Genomic DNA, 17880 nt, shown 5'->3' with positions numbered 1-17880 from the left:
ACATTATTATAGCAAGTGTTCTGCTAAAAATCAAATATAATTATAAAATTCGTTTCGAGGACTGATTGGCCTTGATCTCTGCCAGCAGCTGCTCGGTAAATTCAGTGTTTGTCTTCATCTGGCGCAGACGGCGAAGGAACTTCTCAGCTAAGTCTGGCGAATCGGACATCGTCTTGCGGATCGCCCAAATCATTTCCAGCTGATCCTTCTTCACAAGCAGCTCTTCCTTACGAGTACCTGAGCGTCTAATATCAATCGCTGGGAAGATACGGCGTTCAGCCAGTGAACGGTCAAGGTGCAGCTCCATGTTGCCGGTACCTTTAAATTCCTCGTAAATGACATCATCCATACGGGAGCCTGTGTCAATTAAAGCAGTCGCCAGAATGGTCAAGCTGCCGCCCTCTTCAATATTACGCGCTGCCCCGAAAAAGCGCTTCGGCCGATGAAACGCGGCCGGATCAATCCCGCCGGACAGTGTACGGCCGCTTGGCGGAATGACTAAGTTGTAAGCACGTGCCAAGCGAGTAATGCTGTCCATCAAGATAATGACATCCCGCTTATGTTCTACAAGGCGCATGGCCCGTTCGAGAACAAGCTCGGCCACTTTAATATGATTCTCCGGCACTTCATCAAATGTGGAACTGATCACTTCCGCCTGAACGGAGCGCTCAATATCAGTCACTTCTTCCGGACGTTCATCGATTAACAGGACGATTAATTCTGCCTCTGGATGGTTAGCTGTAATAGAATTAGCAATCTCTTTAAGCAGCATGGTCTTCCCTGCTTTTGGCGGCGCCACAATTAACCCGCGCTGACCAAAGCCGACAGGCGCAATCAAATCCATTATTCTAGTGGAATAGTTATTCGGCTTATTTTCTAAGATGATTTGACGGTCCGGATAGAGAGGCGTTAATGCTGGAAAATGAACCCGCTCCTTCGCTGTCTCAGGGTCATCTCCGTTAACCGCTTCTACATGTAAAAGACCGTAGTAACGTTCGTTCTCTTTTGGCGGCCGCACCGTACCTGATACTTTGTCTCCATTTCTTAAATCAAACCGGCGGATTTGTGAGGCGGAAATATAAATGTCCTCGGAGCTTGGTGAATAGTTGATCGGTCTTAAGAACCCAAAGCCTTCTGACTGGATAATTTCCAGTACGCCTTCCATAAAGAAAAAGCCTTGTTCTTCCGCTCGAGCTTTTAATATCGCAAAAATCAATTCTTTTTTTGTTAATTTACTGTAATAGGAAATCTTATAAGTGCGCGCGAGCTCATATAGCTCTTTTAGCTTTAAATTCTCTAAATACGCAATTGTCATTTCTTCCATTTGGGCACCACACTTTTATTTAGTTCTCCTCTAACTTGGACCAACTGAGAGGATTTATTCATTAGTGAAAAAAGGAGGGGAAATGTAACAGATGTTTAGGTCAGCAGTAGTGAAACAGTAGAAGCAGGCTAAAGACCGGTCATTCCGGCAGCAGCCCGCTTACTGTTTAGATGATCAAATGAATAATACTGTTTCTCTTATTTCATAACTAAATTCGGCTTCTTGTCCAGGCTGTGTCGTCCATCAATAAAGCGAACTGTACCTGATTTCGCTCTCATGACAACTGATTGTGTTTCGCCATGAGCGCCTTTGAACTGAACACCGCGCAGCAATTCACCGTCAGTTACACCTGTTGCTGCAAAAATAGCATCGTCTCCGCGAACTAAATCTTCCATGCGAAGAACTTTCTTTACATCAATTCCCATGCCTTCGCAGCGTGTAATTTCTTCATCGTTTTGCGGGATGAGACGTCCTTGAATTTCACCGCCAAGGCATTTCAAAGCTACAGCAGAAATGACGCCTTCTGGCGCGCCGCCAGAACCGAACAGAATATCCACGCCCGTTTGGTCAAACGCCGTATTAATAGCAGCAGCCACATCACCATCGTCAATCAGCTTGATGCGCGCACCTGCTTCACGAAGCTGCTGAATAATCTCTTCGTGACGTGGGCGGTTTAAAACTGTTGCCACTACGTCTTCCACATCTTTGTTCTTTGCTTTTGCTACGGCTTTTAAATTATCAATCACAGAAGCGTTAATGTCAATCTGACCGACCGCTTCGGGACCAACCGCAATTTTATCCATATACATGTCAGGTGCGTGAAGCAGGTTGCCGTGGTCAGCCACAGCAAGTACAGCTAACGCATTCCAGCCGCCGGATGCCACGATATTTGTTCCTTCTAAAGGATCTACCGCTACGTCTACGCGGGGGCCGTAACCTGTACCAAGCTTTTCTCCAATATACAACATTGGAGCTTCATCCATTTCGCCTTCCCCAATGACAACCGTTCCTTTCATTGGAATGGTATCAAATACATCTCTCATAGCAGAAGTAGCTGCATCATCTGCCTCCATTTTCTTTCCTCTTCCCATCCAACGTGCGGAAGATAAAGCAGCAGCTTCTGTCACGCGGACTAGCTCCATTGATAAGCTTCTTTCCATTTTATCGTTTCCTCCCATATTCGAACTGCAAGTTTTATTCGTATAACCTAATGCCAAATATATTGTAACACATTAAAAGGCAGATTCGGGGAGGAATTCATCCACTTTTTAATTGTGCTTGTTCTTCCTCGGATAATGTCTCCCGCCAAAGCTCCGCACCTAGGCTGCTCAGCTTCTCAACAAGATTGCTGTAGCCCCGGTCAATATGCTCAAGTCCAGTAATCTCAGTGATGCCTTCTGCCATTAATCCAGCAATCACAAGAGCTGCACCCGCCCGCAGGTCACTTGCCTTTACCTTCGCTCCACAGAGCTTAACAGGCCCGCTCACTACCGCGGATCTTCCTTCTACTTTCATCGTCGCATTCATTCTTCTCAATTCATCCACATGCTTAAAGCGGGCTGGATAAATGGTATCCGTCACGACGGCCGATCCTTTCGCTTTCGTTAGCAATGCAGTAAATGGCTGCTGTAAGTCAGTCGGAAACCCGGGATACACCAGCGTTTTGATGTCGACCGCTTTTAAATGCTCCGCTTTGCCAACAAAGATCTGATCATCACCGATCTCCACGGGCACATTCATTTCCCTGAGCTTGGCAGTCAGCGATTCCATATGAAGCGGAATGACGTTATCAACAACAATGCCTTCACCTGCGGCAGCCGCTAAGATCATAAACGTACCTGCTTCAATGCGATCAGGAATAATGGTATGGCGGCAGCCGTCCAGCTTATCCACCCCATCTATGCGGATCACATTTGTTCCGGCTCCCTTAATCTTTGCACCCATATTATTCAAAAGCGTCGCCACATCAATAATTTCCGGTTCCTTTGCCGCATTTTCGATAATCGTTTGTCCCTTTGCTTTTACTGCGGCCAGCATAATATTAATGGTAGCACCTACACTGACTACGTCTAAATATATTTTCGCTCCGCGCAGTTCATCAGCCCTTAGGTAAATGGCTCCCTGCTCATTCGTCACTTCTGCCCCAAGAGCTTCGAAGCCTTTAATGTGCTGGTCAATCGGACGAGGTCCTAGATGACAGCCTCCCGGCAAACCAATGACCGCTTTCTTAAACTTCCCAAGCATCGCGCCCATTAAGTAATAGGAAGCGCGCAGCTTCTTGACTTTTCCATTTGGTAAAGGCATCGCCACCATATCTGCCGGATCAACGGTCATTCGACCATCTTCAAAGGTGACCCTTCCGCCAATTTCTTCAAGCAAGCCTGATAGCATATGAATATCGGAAATATCAGGCAATCCGTCAATCGTCACTGGAGACTCCGCTAAAATTGTAGCCGGAACTAAAGCCACTGCACTGTTTTTTGCTCCGTCTACTTTGATGGTTCCTTTTAATGGCCGGCCTCCTACAATTTTTAGCTTTTCCATTTTTGATCCCTTCTTTCACGCACTGGCTAAGCATTGAAAAGAATGACTCGTCTGCTCACAGTTTTACAATTAATTATAGTTTAACCCAATTCATGAAAAACATGTAAATAAAGTGTTGTTTTCCAGAAATGCTCATTACTTCAAATACCTCTGCCTCGATGCACAGGGTGCTGGTGAGAGCATCAAAACAGAATGTCACGGTTTCGCCTGATCTGCTCCTCGGGTCAAATAACCTCAATCAATGAAGCCAAGGAACGGCTTCTTTGATTGAGAACATTCGCCGGTCGAAGCAGATCAGGCGCCTCCACTTTTCTTTTTTGTCTAGCTTTGCCTCCTTGGGGCTCGAGGTCATATGTCCGTCTGGCTGTGCGGCAAACAGCGCCGCTTCGCCAGCCGGTCATATGCTTGTCGCCCCAGAGCAGTCGGCGCCGCTTTTCTCGTTGTCTAGCTGCTGCGCCTTGCTCCTCGGGTCAAATAACCTCAATCAATGAAGCCAAGGAGCGGCTTCTTTGATTGAGAACATTCGCCGGTCGAAGCAGATCAGGCGCCTCCACTTTTCTTTTTTGTCTAGCTTTGCCTCCTTGGGGCTCGAGGTCATATGTCCGTCTGGCTGTGCGGCAAACAGCGCCGCTTCGCCAGCCGGTCATATGCTTGTCGCCCCAGAGCAGTCGGCGCCGCTTTTCTCGTTGTCTAGCTGCTGCGCCTTGCTCCTCGGGTCAAATAACCTCAATCAATGAAGCCAAGGAGCGGCTTCTTTGATTGAGAACATTCGCCGGTCGGAGCAGATCAGTCGGCTCCACTTTTCTTTTTTGTCTAGCTTTGCCTCCTTGGGGCTCGAGGTCATATGTCCGTCTGGCTGTGCGGCAAACAGCGCCGCTTCGCCAGCCGGTCATATGCTTGTCGCCCCAGAGCAGTCGGCGCCGCTTTTCTCGTTGTCTAGCTGCTGCGCCTTGCTCCTCGGGTCAAATAACCTCAATCAATGAAGCCAAGGAGCGGCTTCTTTGATTGAGAACATTCGCCGGTCGGAGCAGATCAGTCGGCTCCGCTTTTCTTTTTACTTCTGGCGTTTTTCCCAGTCGGCTAGGAAGGCGTCGATGCCTTTATCAGTGAGCGGGTGGTGGAACATTTGCTTCAGTACTTTGAAAGGTACAGTTGAGATATGGGCTCCGCGCAGGGCTGCATCTGTTACGTGCTGCGGGTGGCGGATGGAAGCAGCGATGATTTCTGTTTCGATGCCGTGGATTGCGAAGATAGAGGCAATGTCTTCAATTAGCTCTGCTCCATTATGTCCAAGGTCATCCAAACGGCCGATGAATGGAGACACATAAGAAGCTCCTGCTCTTGCAGCTAATAATGCCTGATTTGCACTGAAAATAAGGGTGACGTTTGTTTTGATTCCTTCGCTGGCAAGTGTAGAAACAGCTTTCATTCCCTCCGGCGTCATTGGTACCTTCACTGTAATGTTTGGCGCAATCTTTGCCAGTTCGCGTCCTTCTTTAATCATCCCTTCTGCTTCTAGGGAAATGACCTCTGCACTGACAGATTCGCTTACTAAATCTGTGATTTCTTTTAATCGGTCATGAAAAGGAACAGACTCTTTCGCTACAAGGGACGGGTTCGTCGTTACCCCAGACAGAATTCCCCAAGAATGTGCTTCTCTAATTTCTTCCATATTTGCTGTATCAATAAATAATTTCATGAAAAATATCCTCCTTATGTATAAACTGCTTGTGTGATCTTTTTAATGTGAGGAAACCGCCCTACTTCGATAAGGCGGTTTTCTTCTTAGCGGCCAGCAAGATTTACGCTTTGCCGGCTGAACCGAATTCACGCATTTTTCCTTTTACGGTTTCTTTAATCGTTTCACGTGCCGGTCCTAAGTATTTGCGCGGGTCATAGAGGTCAGGCTTTTCTGCAAGCACCTCGCGAACCGTCTTAGCTGAAGCGATTTGATTCTCTGTGTTTACATTGATTTTCGCTGTTCCAAGGGAAATGGCACGCTGAATGTCCTTCGTTGGGATACCCGTGCCCCCGTGAAGAACCAGTGGTACACCTGTTAAGTTCATGACTTCTTCCATTCTGTCAAAGCCCAGGTTCGGCTCGCCTTTGTATGGTCCATGTACAGATCCAAGAGCTGGCGCAAAACAATCGACACCTGTCTCACGGACTAACTGGTCACACTCAGAAGGAATTGCATAAGCGGCTTCTGCATCCATCACAACTAAATCATCCTCTTGGCCTCCGATGCGGCCAAGCTCTGCTTCGACAGATACACCATGAATGTGAGCAAGCTCTACCACTTTCTTCGTTAACGCGATATTCTCTTCAAGCGGGTGATGAGAACCGTCAATCATTACAGACGTAAAGCCTGCTTGAATCGCTTTTGCACACATCTCGAAGCTGGAACCGTGATCTAAATGAATCGCAACGGGCACCGTTACGTTGTATTCTTCCATTAATGCTTCAACCATAGCGACAACTGTTTTAAAGCCGCCCATGTAGCGTCCGGCTCCTTCAGATACACCTAGAATAACCGGTGACTTCTCTTCTTCTGCCGCCTGCAAAATGGCTTGCGTGAACTCCAAGTTATTTAAGTTAAATTGACCAACCGCATACTTTTCGTTTTTTGCTTTGTTCAGCATTTCCGTCATGGATACTAAAGGCATAATGATTTCCTCCTCGGTAGACTAATATCAATACCTATTGTACACTTCGAATAAATTTACATTTGTATCATACCAAAATAACCGGCCCTTTACCAATGGGAAAGAGGCCGGCTGCTTTTTCTCTTTATAAGAGGAACATGCAAAGAACCATCCAGGTATCAGGAGATTAAATGCTCCTTCACTGTGGTACGGATGTCATCAATATCGAACGGCTTGGCAAAATGCGTAAGCGCTCCGAGTTCCTTTGCTTTTTGAATCATGTCCAGCTCTCCATAAGCCGTCATGATGATGACGCGAATGCTGCTGTCCTTCTCTTTCATGCGCTTTAATATTTCAATTCCGTCCATTCCTGGAATCTTCATATCCAGAAGCACTAGATCGGGCGAATGATTATCAACAATTTCTAACGCCTGAATGCCATTCGCTGCCTGAAACGTTTCATATCCCTCTTTTTGAAGTACTTCATTTAATAAAATCCGTATACCGAACTGATCGTCTACGATTAATATTTTCTGCAATGGTTTCTCCCCCCTAGAATTCAGCTCATCTCAGACCTATCAATATATATAATGTATATACTTCTTGCTATTATAGACAAATTCCTGCTTTGTCCGATAAATTCCTATTTTTGCTCAATCTCCGAGAGCCTTGTATAATGAAGGCACACGCAAGGAGGGAAAAGTTTAATGTTAAAAATGTTCACTACTCAGCTTCATGGGTTATTTCAGCGGATCGCTGATAAAGAATCCTTTTCTATTGAAGACGGAGCCCGTTTGCTTACCCAGGCCATTGTGGGTGAAGGAACGATTTACATACAGGCCTTTAATGAAATGGATGCTGTAGCAGCTGAAGCCACATCAGGGGCAGAAAAGCTTACCAGCAGCCAAACCTATACAGTCAACACACCTGTGACAGAAAGCGACCGGGTTCTCCTGATCAGCCGCTTTGCGAACGACCCTGAAGCACTTGAAGCTGCGGCTTCATGGCGTGAAGCAGATATTCCATTTGTGGCTATTGCCGGTTCTCTCCCAAAAGAAGAAAACCGTTTGGCTGAGCTTGCAGATGTATTTATTGATACACACCTTGTGAAAGGACTGCTCCCCGATGACACAGGCGGCCGTACCGGCTTTCCTTCCAGCCTGGCTGCGCTTTATATTTATTTTGCCCTTAAGTTGACGATCGATGAAATTCTCGAAGATCAGGAAATATAACCTGACTTTCAGCACAAAAAAAGCCTTTAAGACGTGTGTGTCTTAAAGGCTTTTTATCTCGTCTTACTTCTCTTCTAATGAAGCCCCCACAAAAGCTCTGAAAAGCGGTTGTGGACGAGTCGGACGAGAAGTAAATTCAGGGTGGAATTGAGCAGCAACGAACCAAGGATGGTCCTTCAATTCAACGATCTCTACAAGACGGCCGTCTGGGCTCGTTCCAGAGAAGATGAAGCCTGCTTTTTCCATGACTTCACGGTATTCGTTGTTGAATTCATAACGATGGCGATGACGCTCATAGACAACTTCATCTTGGTAGGCTTCGTAAGCTTTCGTACCTTCCTGCAGCTTACATGGGTACAAGCCAAGACGAAGTGTACCGCCAAGATCTTCTACGTCCTTTTGCTCTGGCAGTAAATCGATGACCGGATATGGTGTTTCCGGGTCAATTTCGGACGAGTTGGCATTCTCTAATCCTGCCACGTTTTTCGCATATTCAATGGAAGCTAATTGCATGCCAAGACAAATACCTAGAAGAGGCACATTGTTCTCGCGTGCATATTTCAGCGCTTCAATTTTGCCAGCAATTCCGCGGTCACCGAAGCCGCCTGGAACTAGAATGCCGTCTGCATCACTTAAGCGCTCCGCTACATTCTCTGCAGTCAATTCAGCGGAATTAACCCAGTCAATGTTGATGTCTGCATCAAACGCATAGCCGGCGTGACGCAGTGCCTCTACGACGGAAATATAGGCATCTTGAAGCTCGACATATTTACCAACGAGAGCGATTTTTACACTCTTCGATAGGTTACGTACTTTTTCTACAAGGGCTTTCCAATCATCCATTTCAGCTTCATGGCACTGCAGTTTTAAATGGCGGCAAACAAGGTCGTCCATTTTTTGCTCCTGCAAGTAAAGAGGCACTTCATAAAGCGTGTCTGCATCCATCGCCTCAATGACAGCTTCTGGAGCAATATCACAGAAAAGAGCAAGCTTGTCTTTCATTTCTTGTGACACCGGCATTTCGGTACGAACAACGATGATGTTTGGCTGAATACCAAGGCTGCGCAGTTCTTTTACGCTGTGCTGCGTTGGTTTAGTTTTCATTTCTCCCGCAGCTTTTAAATAAGGGATTAATGTACAGTGGATGTACATGACATTATCTGCACCAACATCGCTCTTGATTTGGCGAATCGCTTCTAAGAACGGAAGGGATTCAATGTCACCGACTGTTCCGCCGATTTCCGTGATGACCACGTCCGCCTTTGTTTCTTTCCCGGAAAGGAATACACGTTCTTTGATTTCATTCGTAATGTGCGGAATCACCTGCACCGTGCCGCCTAAATATTCACCGCGGCGCTCTTTGCGTAAAACAGAAGAATAAATCTTTCCAGTTGTAACGTTGCTGTACTTATTTAAATTAATATCGATAAAACGCTCATAGTGACCTAGGTCCAAATCCGTTTCTGCCCCATCATCTGTTACGAAAACTTCACCGTGCTGATAAGGACTCATTGTGCCCGGGTCTACGTTAATGTATGGATCAAACTTTTGAATTGTCACCTTCAAGCCTCTGTTCTTTAGCAATCGGCCAAGAGAGGCAGCTGTGATTCCTTTTCCTAAAGAAGAAACAACCCCGCCTGTTACAAAGATATATTTAGTCAACTTTGAAAAGCCCCCTTCAATCTATTGTGTGTCTTAATTATTTATTAGCGAATGAATTCATTTTATCAGGGGAAAAAGTAAAAACGCCCCATTTACTTAAAAGTAAAGGGAGCGTTGTGTACGTCATTTCGTCTCTTTTAAAGAGCCCAAATAAAATACTACAACTTCGATAGGAGAGAGTCAAGAAAAGATTAAAATTCTTTATTTTAAATCTTCTTTCTCATCATCAAGGTTGTAATCATCCTCTGTGGTAAGCTCTTCTTCTTCAAAATCCTCGTCCTCTTCATCCAGATCATCTAAATCCTCGTCCAGGTCCTCGATATCTTCCTCAAGGTCCTCCAAGTCATCTAGATCCTCATCTAGGTCGAGATCCTCTTCATCATGCTCGTCTATTTCTTCAATATCATCTTCCACTTCTTCTTTTACTACCTTCTTCGCCTTCTTCTTCCGCGTCTTTGTACCAGCTGTTGCTTCTTCCTCCAGCTGTTCGACTGGATACCAGGCTCTCAGTCCCCACCGGTTTTCGCCAAGAGAGTAAAAGCGGCCATCAATATTTAAGTCTGTATAAAACTGGCCAACATTTGCTCTTAACTGCTCATCACTCAAGCTCTGGTATTCTTTGATTTTGTCTACCATCTCTTGAAAAGATATAGGCTGCTTGCTTCCTTCCAGGATCGCGTAGGCTATTTCAATCATGGACATTTCCTGTAATTCTTCTTTTGACAATTGGTTTAAATCCACATCCGCACTTCCCTTCTCTATTTACACACTCTCGCAGAGTAAAAAAGGCCATATTCCTCATTATAAATAAACACGTTCTCATTATGCCATAATTATGTAATGATTTCTGCTTTTTTTTCGGGTGGTTCTTCCTCTGTAAGAAATTCTTCCGGTTCGTCAAATCGGGATCGCCGCTTTTTTGCTCTTGGTTTCATCTCCCTGTAGGCCAGGTAGAATAAAAATACTGAAAAAGAGAGAAAAGGAATAGCTCCTAACTGAACTTGATACAACCATGAGGCAGCAATGACACAGACCACTATCCATGCAATTTGTCTTACTCGCTTCATTGCCTCACGCCCTCTCTTTTATCTCTCTCTATTGTATACCGATATGTGAATATTACAAAAGAAAACTTCTTCAATTCCTCTCCAATAATTGTAAATGGCTTTTATTAAGTAAACTACCCTTTTTGTGTAAAATTTAACCGTAAGGGGCGAAAAAAGCCGCAAGAAAAACCTTTTCTTTGCGGCTTCTTCCTTACATATTCCTTCTGTACTGACCACCCACCTCGTACAGTGCATTAGTGATTTGGCCAAGGCTCGCCGACCGAACCGTTTCCATCAATTCGGCAAAAATGTTCCCGCCGCTGACAGCTGTTTCTTTCAATCGTTTCAGCGCTTCCTGTGCTTGCTGTTCGTTCTCTTGCTGGAAGCGGCGAAGCTCACTGATTTGATGCTCCTTCTCTTCCTTTGTTGCCCGAGCCAGCTCCATGCTATCCAGCTCCTCTTCGGAAGGCGGGTTCGGATTTAAATACGTGTTCACTCCGATGATCGGCAGCTCTCCCGTATGCTTCAGCATTTCATAATGCATGGATTCCTCCTGAATTCTTCCTCTTTGATACTGGGTTTCCATAGCACCGAGCACGCCTCCCCGATCATTAATCCGCTCGAACTCCTCCAGCACGGCCTCTTCAACAAGGTCGGTAAGCTCCTCTACTATAAAGGAACCTTGCAGCGGATTTTCATTTTTGGATAGGCCGTGCTCCTTTGTGATAATCAGCTGAATAGCCATAGCTCGCCGTACAGACTCCTCTGTTGGTGTCGTGATAGCTTCATCGTATGCATTCGTGTGAAGTGAGTTGCAATTATCCTGCAGTGCCATCAGCGCTTGAAGCGTGGTGCGGATATCATTAAAGTCAATCTCTTGTGCATGCAGAGAGCGGCCGGATGTTTGAATATGATACTTCAGCTTTTGCGACCGCTCGTTCGCTCCATACTTCTCACGCATGGCAACCGCCCAAATGCGGCGGGCGACACGGCCAATCACTGTATATTCCGGATCAAGTCCGTTAGAGAAAAAGAAAGACAGATTTGGGGCAAATTCGTCAATCGGCATGCCGCGGCTTAAATAATATTCTACGTACGTAAAGCCGTTTGCCAGCGTAAACGCCAGCTGCGAGATTGGGTTCGCACCCGCTTCTGCAATGTGATAGCCTGAAATAGAAACAGAATAATAGTTACGAACCGAATGGTCAATAAAGTATTGCTGAATATCGCCCATCATGCGAAGCGCAAATTCAGTCGAGAAGATACACGTGTTTTGCCCTTGATCCTCCTTCAGAATGTCCGCCTGCACAGTGCCCCGAACAGTTTTCAAGGTTTGTTTCCGCACTTCTGTGAATTCTTCCACAGTTAAGGTGCGGCCGAGCTCTTCTTCTTTCTTCTTCACCTGCTGATCAATAGCCGTATTCATAAACATAGCCAGAATAATAGGCGCAGGCCCGTTAATCGTCATAGATACCGACGTAGAAGGATGACAGAGATCAAAGCCAGCATACAGCTTTTTCATATCCTCAAGCGTACATATACTAACGCCGCTCTCCCCTACCTTGCCATAAATATCAGGACGGTGATCCGGGTCTTCCCCGTACAAAGTAACGGAATCAAAAGCGGTACTCAAGCGCTTGGCCTCATCATCCTTAGATAAATAGTGGAAACGGCGGTTCGTCCGCTCAGGTGTTCCTTCGCCGGCAAATTGACGTTTCGGATCTTCCCCTTTCCGCTTGAACGGGAATACTCCAGCTGTGTAAGGAAAAGAGCCCGGCACATTTTCTTTATATACCCAGCGCAAAATCTCTCCGTAATCCACAAATTTAGGCAGCATAACCTTCGGAATATCTAGACCGGATAAACTTTTGGAAGTCAGCTCGGTCACAATCTCTTTGCCCCGAATCGTTGTGACATACTGAGAACCAGCATACTTTTCTTTGAGCTCTGCCCAGCCAGCCAGCACACGCTTCGATTCTGCTGAAAGCCGCTCCTCCACAGAAGCTTTCAGCTGTTCAAGCGAAGCAACCACTGCTTGCTCTGCTCCGGTCGCTCTTGCTTCTTCAAGCGCTCCCTCTAGCTGAAAGAAGCGGCGGGCAATCTGTACCTGTTCATCCGCTTTCTCGTGATAGCGGCGGACAGTATCAGCGATCTCTCTTAAATAATAGCGGCGGTCGTTCGGAATGATGACATTTTGTTTTTCAACATCTACTTCCTTCGAAAAGGAGACCTTCCAGTTGGTCCCAGCTTTTTCATTGATTTTTTCAATTAAGGCTGCGAACAATGCATTGGTGCCCTGGTCATTAAACTGGCTCGCAATCGTTCCGTATACCGGCATTTGATCAAGTGGAACATCAAACAGCTGACGGCTCCGCTGATATTGCTTTTGCACTTGGCGCTTGGCGTCCTCGGATCCTTTCTTTTCAAATTTATTAATCACAACGAGATCTGCGTAATCCAGCATGTCAATTTTCTCAAGCTGGGATGGTGCCCCGAACTCGCTGGTCATGACATATAGTGACAAGTCTGCAATCTCTATAATTTCAGCGTCCCCTTGGCCAATGCCGCTCGTTTCTACAATAATAAGGTCATAGCCAGCAGCTTGCACGACAGCAATAGCATCCTTCAAAGCAAGAGATACTTCAGATCGGGAATTACGTGTAGCAAAGCTTCTCATAAATACGCGGTCAGGGAAGATGGCGTTCATCCGAATGCGGTCGCCAAGAAGAGCCCCGCCTGTCTTCTGCTTCGTCGGATCCACAGACAGCACAGCTATTTTCTTATCAGGAAGCTCATTAAGAAAACGACGGATCAGCTCATCTGTCAGCGAGCTCTTCCCTGCGCCGCCTGTACCTGTAATACCGACGACTGGCACCTGTCTGCCCAGCGTCCGCACCTGCTCAAAGAGCGAAGCGGCCGCTTCCTTGGCTTTCTCGTCAGCCTCCACCTGGTTTTCTGCTAGAGAGATTAGCTTGGCTACTGTGTTCGCCTTGCCTGAAATTAACGCCTCTTGTTCTTCTTTCCATTGGAAGGCTTCGGAAACCGTCGGGAAATCACATTCCTTGATCATTAAATCAATCATCCCCTGCAGCCCTAGGAGACGGCCATCTTCAGGCGAGAAAATACGAGCAATCCCATAATCATGCAATTCCTTTATTTCCCGAGGAATAATGACGCCTCCTCCGCCTCCGTAAATACGAATGTGGGGAGCGCCTTTTTCCTTCAATAAATCATACATATACTTAAAGTATTCTACGTGACCACCCTGGTAAGACGAGATGGCGATCCCTTGCACATCCTCCTGAATGGCAGCCTGCACTACTTCCTCTACAGAGCGATTGTGACCTAAATGGATCACTTCAGCGCCGCTTGACTGCAAAATGCGGCGCATGATGTTAATGGAAGCATCGTGCCCATCAAAGAGACTAGAAGCTGTTACAAACCGAACATGGTGTACGGGTTTATAAACCTCTACAGTCTGACTCATAGCGAACCTCCTTATTATTCTGCTTTGTAGCCGTTCATTCCTGAAAACAACAGATCCGTCTGCAGATCAATATACTCATCAAGCGTAAAGGTCTTCTGTAATGTCCAGCGCCGGAAGCCCCACATTTGTCCTTGCACAAAAATATTTTGAGCAAGCATGTGAATCGCTCGGCTGCTCATTTGAAGCTCTTTATTCTCAACGCAGCGGCGGATCAGCTTTTCAAACATACTGACCATATCCATCTCTTTTTTCAGCACATATGGCAGCGCATCCTTTGAAAGCGACTTGGCTTCCTGATACATAACAAGCACCTCATCCTGCAGGTCATTCATGACGTTAAAATAATAGGCAATGCCAAGCTTTAAGCTTTCAAGAGTCCCTTCCTCGAGGTCTATCCGCTGCAAGCGGTCCTTTACCTGATCGTAAATGCTGTCACACACCAGATACAGAATATCTTCCTTCGTCCGAATATATTCGTAGAGTGTACCGATGCTAAAACCTGCTTCTTTAGCAATCTCTCTTGTTGTCGTTCGGTGATAGCCCTTCTCTTTAAAGAGAGTGACCGCCGCCTTGATCATTTCAGCCCGCCTTTTTTCAATCAATTGTTCATCCTTCACAGAGGCATGCACTGTTTTCCTTGTACCATTCAATTCGATCACCCGCCTTTTGTAGAAGGACACGTCGGCTCATCTGTTTACTTTGTCAGCATTCTAGAGATGACTAGCCGCTGTATTTCCTGTGTCCCTTCATAGATTTGTGTAATTTTTGCATCCCGCATATAGCGCTCTACCGGATACTCCTTCGTATAACCATAACCGCCAAAGACCTGGACAGCTTCAGTCGTCACCTTCATCGCTGTGTCACCTGCCATCAGCTTTGCCATTGCCGAGGCTTTGCCGTACGGAAGCTGATTGGATTCTAGCCAAGCTGCCTGGTATGTAAGCAGGCGGGATGCTTCTATAGCCGTAGCCATATCGGCCAGCTTGAACGAAATCCCCTGATTGGCAGCAATCGGCTTGCCAAACTGCTTTCTCTCCTTTGCATACTCGACCGACGCATCAAGCGCACCTTGAGCGATGCCTACAGCCTGGGCAGCGATGCCATTACGGCCGCCGTCAAGTGTCTTCATCGCTATTTTAAAGCCTTCTCCTTCTGACCCGAGCACATTTTCCTTCGGTACCCGGCAGTCCTCAAACACAATTTCCGTTGTGGTCGAAGAGCGGATGCCCAGCTTATCTTCCTTCTTGCCGACTGAAAAGCCAGGAAAGTCCTTCTCAATGATAAAAGCTGTTGTGCCATGCTGCTTGGAGGATGGATCCGTTAAGGCAAAGACGATATAGATGTCGGCTACTCCACCGTTTGTGATAAAAATTTTTGACCCGTTTAAAATATACTCATCGCCTTCTAAGCGAGCCGTAGTCTTCATGCTGCCTGCATCCGACCCCGAACCAGGTTCTGTCAGTCCGTACGCTCCGATCTTCTTTCCCTGTGCCATCGGCTTTAAATACTTCTGCTTTTGCTCTTCTGTGCCAAATGTGTAAACCGGCCAGCCAGCGAGTGATGTATGGGCAGATAGCGTGACTCCCGTCGAGGCACAGACACGCGACAGTTCTTCTACCGCAATACAATAGGCTAAGTAATCGCTGCCAATGCCGCCGTATTCTTCGGGCCACGGAATGCCTGTCAGGCCGAGGTCTGCCATCTTGTCAAAAATCCCCCGATCAAACCGGGATTCTTCATCGCGCTCTGCAGCTGTTGGTTCTACCTCGTTTTTTGCAAAGTCGCGCACCATTTTACGGATCATTTCATGTTCTTCTGTTAACTGAAAGTTCATCTTATTCTCCCCTTTATCGCAGTAGATGCTTACTGATTACTATCCTTTGTATCTCGCTTGTTCCCTCATAAATTTCCGTTATTTTGGCATCGCGGAAAAACCGCTCCACCGCGTATTCTTTCGTGTATCCGTAGCCGCCATGAATTTGGACAGCTTCAATGGCTGTATCCACAGCTGTTTTCGATGCATGCAGCTTAGCCATCGATGCTTCCTTTCCGCACGATTTGCCCTGTGTGCGAAGGTCAGCTGCCCGATAGACAAGCAGCCTGGCCGCTTCTATATTTGCCGCCATATCAGCCAGCTTAAAGGCGATCGCCTGCTGGCTGGCAATCGGCTGGCCAAATTGCTTTCGCTCTTTTGCATATTGCACAGACTCCTTAAAAGCAGCCTCTGCAATGCCAAGTGCCTGAGCTGCAATCCCAATGCGTCCCGCGTCCAGATTAGCCATCGCGATCTTGAAGCCTTCTCCCTCCCTGCCAAGCAGCTGGGATGCTGGAATGTTCATATCTTCAAAGGCTAGCTGTACAGTACGCGAACCGTGCAGCCCCATTTTATTTTCATCTTTTCCTATAACTAGCCCTGGGGTCCCTTTTTCCACAATAAAGGCAGAGATTCCCTTGCTTCCTGCCGACGGATCAGTGGAGGCAAACACGATATACGTGTCAGCTGCCCCTCCGTTCGTAATGAATACCTTCGACCCGTTGATCGTATAACTGTCTCCCTGTTTCACGGCCCTTGTCTTTAAGCCAGCCGCATCGGAGCCGGCACCTGGCTCTGTTAAGCAAAATGCTCCTAAGTACTCTCCGCTGGCCAGCTTCGGAATATATTTTTTCTTCTGTTCATCGGTACCGAAATATAGAATTGGATTCGTCCCAACAGATGTGTGTACAGATAAAATGACGCCCAGCACCGCGCTGACCTTTGACAGCTCATGTATAGTCAGAATGTAAGAAGTGAAATCCATATTGCTGCCCCCATACTCCTCGGGGATGGTCATGCCCATCAGGCCGAGTTCTGACATTCTCTTAAGGAGTTCATGCGGAAACTCTCCCTTTTCCATTCGCTCAATAAATGGTGCTGCTTCCTTCTCTGCAAAGTCCCTCACCATTTGCTGTACCATCTGCTGCTCTTGTGAAAATCGCAATTCCATCTCGATCCCTCCTGCTGTTTAATTAAATGCTTTCATCGTATATGTAGAAACCGCGTCCTGATTTCTTGCCGAGCCATCCTGCCTTTACATATTTTCGGAGCAGCGGACATGGCCGGTACTTATCATCTCCAAAGCCATCATGCAATGTTTCCATGATGTACAGGCACGTATCCAAGCCAATAAAGTCAGCAAGAGTGAGCGGTCCCATCGGGTGATTCATCCCAAGCTTCATTACCTCATCAATGGCTTCCTTTGTTGCCACCCCTTCATACAGCGTATATATTGCTTCATTTATCATCGGCATAAGTACCCGGTTAGAGACAAAGCCTGGAGAATCATTGACCTCCACCGGAACTTTAGAGAGCGCATGGGTTAAATCTTCAATGGTTTGGTATACTTCATCAGCAGTTGCTAATCCGCGGATGATCTCTACTAACTTCATAACAGGGACTGGATTCATAAAGTGCATGCCAATCACCTTTTCCGGCCGGTTAGTCGCTGCAGCAATTTCTGTAATTGGCAAGGAGGAGGTATTTGTTGCCAAAATTGCATGCTCTGGAACAATCGCATCCAGGTTAGAGAAGATTTTGCATTTCACGTTGATATTTTCAACAGCTGCCTCAATCACAAGGTCTGCCTCTTTTGCATCCTGCAGATCTGAGGATGGGAGGAGGCGACTGATCACAGCATCCTTCTCCTCGTTTGTCATCCGTTCTTTCTTTACTTGTCGAGAGAGATTTTTATCGATGCCTTCTATGCCCTTTCTTACAATCTCCGGCTTTAAGTCATTGAAAATCACTTCATAGCCCGCTTGTGCACACACCTGAGCAATTCCTGATCCCATTTGTCCAGCACCAATTACCATAATTTTTTTGATTGTCATTTCTTTCCCTCCTTGTGTGTATCCATCCTTAAAAGAATGGGCAGGTATTTCTGCTTCACCATATGCTTGCCGG

The 17880-nt window shown here is 46.5% G+C and carries 18 protein-coding genes; 1 reads left to right on the top strand and 17 read right to left on the bottom strand.

The window, feature by feature from the left end:
- Nucleotides 1-40 precede the first annotated feature (40 nt).
- The 9 genes from rho to QY97_RS09065 all read right to left on the bottom strand — a co-directional run bounded on the left by rho (nucleotide 41) and on the right by QY97_RS09065 (nucleotide 7052).
- The gene (gene rho / locus QY97_RS09090) at nucleotides 41-1324 is read right to left on the bottom strand and encodes a transcription termination factor Rho (RefSeq protein ID WP_039232950.1); all 1284 of its coding nucleotides are present in this window, start codon (nucleotides 1322-1324) and stop codon (nucleotides 41-43) included.
- Between the two features lie 197 nt (nucleotides 1325-1521).
- A complete protein-coding gene (gene glpX, locus QY97_RS09085; RefSeq protein ID WP_039232948.1) occupies nucleotides 1522-2484 on the bottom strand; it encodes a class II fructose-bisphosphatase in 963 nt (320 codons plus the stop codon).
- A gap of 97 nt (nucleotides 2485-2581) precedes the next feature.
- Nucleotides 2582-3868: a UDP-N-acetylglucosamine 1-carboxyvinyltransferase gene (locus tag QY97_RS09080; RefSeq protein WP_039232946.1), complete on the bottom strand. Its 1287-nt coding sequence runs from the start codon at nucleotides 3866-3868 to the stop codon at nucleotides 2582-2584.
- Between the two features lie 224 nt (nucleotides 3869-4092).
- Entirely contained in the window at nucleotides 4093-4269 is a 177-nt protein-coding gene (locus QY97_RS20420) for a hypothetical protein (protein WP_156994483.1), read from the bottom strand.
- A gap of 69 nt (nucleotides 4270-4338) precedes the next feature.
- On the bottom strand, nucleotides 4339-4515 hold the full coding sequence (locus QY97_RS20415) for a hypothetical protein (protein WP_156994483.1): 177 nt from the start codon (nucleotides 4513-4515) through the stop codon (nucleotides 4339-4341).
- A gap of 69 nt (nucleotides 4516-4584) precedes the next feature.
- On the bottom strand, nucleotides 4585-4761 hold the full coding sequence (locus tag QY97_RS20410) for a hypothetical protein (RefSeq protein ID WP_157761890.1): 177 nt from the start codon (nucleotides 4759-4761) through the stop codon (nucleotides 4585-4587).
- A 161-nt stretch (nucleotides 4762-4922) separates the two neighbouring features.
- The gene (gene fsa, locus QY97_RS09075; protein ID WP_039231182.1) at nucleotides 4923-5567 is read right to left on the bottom strand and encodes a fructose-6-phosphate aldolase; all 645 of its coding nucleotides are present in this window, start codon (nucleotides 5565-5567) and stop codon (nucleotides 4923-4925) included.
- Between the two features lie 103 nt (nucleotides 5568-5670).
- A complete protein-coding gene (locus QY97_RS09070; protein ID WP_039231181.1) occupies nucleotides 5671-6534 on the bottom strand; it encodes a class II fructose-bisphosphate aldolase in 864 nt (287 codons plus the stop codon).
- 158 nt (nucleotides 6535-6692) lie between these two features.
- Complete coding sequence (locus QY97_RS09065; RefSeq protein WP_039231180.1) at nucleotides 6693-7052, bottom strand: response regulator; 360 nt, start codon at nucleotides 7050-7052, stop codon at nucleotides 6693-6695.
- Between the two features lie 168 nt (nucleotides 7053-7220).
- Between QY97_RS09065 and QY97_RS09060 the strand changes: the two genes are divergently transcribed.
- On the top strand, nucleotides 7221-7745 hold the full coding sequence (locus QY97_RS09060; protein WP_039231179.1) for a DUF2529 domain-containing protein: 525 nt from the start codon (nucleotides 7221-7223) through the stop codon (nucleotides 7743-7745).
- 63 nt (nucleotides 7746-7808) lie between these two features.
- Here the strand turns inward: QY97_RS09060 and QY97_RS09055 are convergent, their stop codons facing one another.
- The 8 genes from QY97_RS09055 to QY97_RS09020 form a co-directional block, all read right to left on the bottom strand.
- Complete coding sequence (locus QY97_RS09055; RefSeq protein WP_039231178.1) at nucleotides 7809-9407, bottom strand: CTP synthase; 1599 nt, start codon at nucleotides 9405-9407, stop codon at nucleotides 7809-7811.
- A gap of 201 nt (nucleotides 9408-9608) precedes the next feature.
- Nucleotides 9609-10148, bottom strand: a complete 540-nt coding sequence (gene rpoE / locus QY97_RS09050; RefSeq protein WP_039231176.1) for a DNA-directed RNA polymerase subunit delta — start codon at nucleotides 10146-10148, stop codon at nucleotides 9609-9611.
- Nucleotides 10149-10240: 92 nt separating this feature from the next.
- Nucleotides 10241-10474, bottom strand: a complete 234-nt coding sequence (locus tag QY97_RS09045) for a hypothetical protein (RefSeq protein ID WP_039231173.1) — start codon at nucleotides 10472-10474, stop codon at nucleotides 10241-10243.
- Nucleotides 10475-10664: 190 nt separating this feature from the next.
- Nucleotides 10665-13940, bottom strand: coding sequence for a fused isobutyryl-CoA mutase/GTPase IcmF (gene icmF, locus QY97_RS09040; protein WP_039231172.1), 3276 nt, complete (start codon nucleotides 13938-13940; stop codon nucleotides 10665-10667).
- 14 nt (nucleotides 13941-13954) lie between these two features.
- On the bottom strand, nucleotides 13955-14590 hold the full coding sequence (locus QY97_RS09035; protein WP_039231170.1) for a TetR/AcrR family transcriptional regulator: 636 nt from the start codon (nucleotides 14588-14590) through the stop codon (nucleotides 13955-13957).
- Nucleotides 14591-14634: 44 nt separating this feature from the next.
- The gene (locus QY97_RS09030; RefSeq protein ID WP_039231168.1) at nucleotides 14635-15774 is read right to left on the bottom strand and encodes an acyl-CoA dehydrogenase; all 1140 of its coding nucleotides are present in this window, start codon (nucleotides 15772-15774) and stop codon (nucleotides 14635-14637) included.
- Between the two features lie 13 nt (nucleotides 15775-15787).
- Nucleotides 15788-16924 carry an acyl-CoA dehydrogenase gene (locus QY97_RS09025; RefSeq protein WP_039231166.1) on the bottom strand — a complete coding sequence of 379 codons (1137 nt, stop codon included), beginning with the start codon at nucleotides 16922-16924 and terminating at the stop codon, nucleotides 15788-15790.
- A 22-nt stretch (nucleotides 16925-16946) separates the two neighbouring features.
- A complete protein-coding gene (locus tag QY97_RS09020; RefSeq protein WP_039231164.1) occupies nucleotides 16947-17807 on the bottom strand; it encodes a 3-hydroxybutyryl-CoA dehydrogenase in 861 nt (286 codons plus the stop codon).
- Nucleotides 17808-17880 lie beyond the last annotated feature (73 nt).

The sequence above is a fragment of the Bacillus thermotolerans genome, assembly GCF_000812025.2.
GTDB lineage: Bacteria > Bacillota > Bacilli > Bacillales > Domibacillaceae > Quasibacillus > Quasibacillus thermotolerans.
The sequence above is the reverse complement of the archived record's forward strand: the minus strand, read 5'-3'. Positions and strand labels throughout refer to the sequence as shown.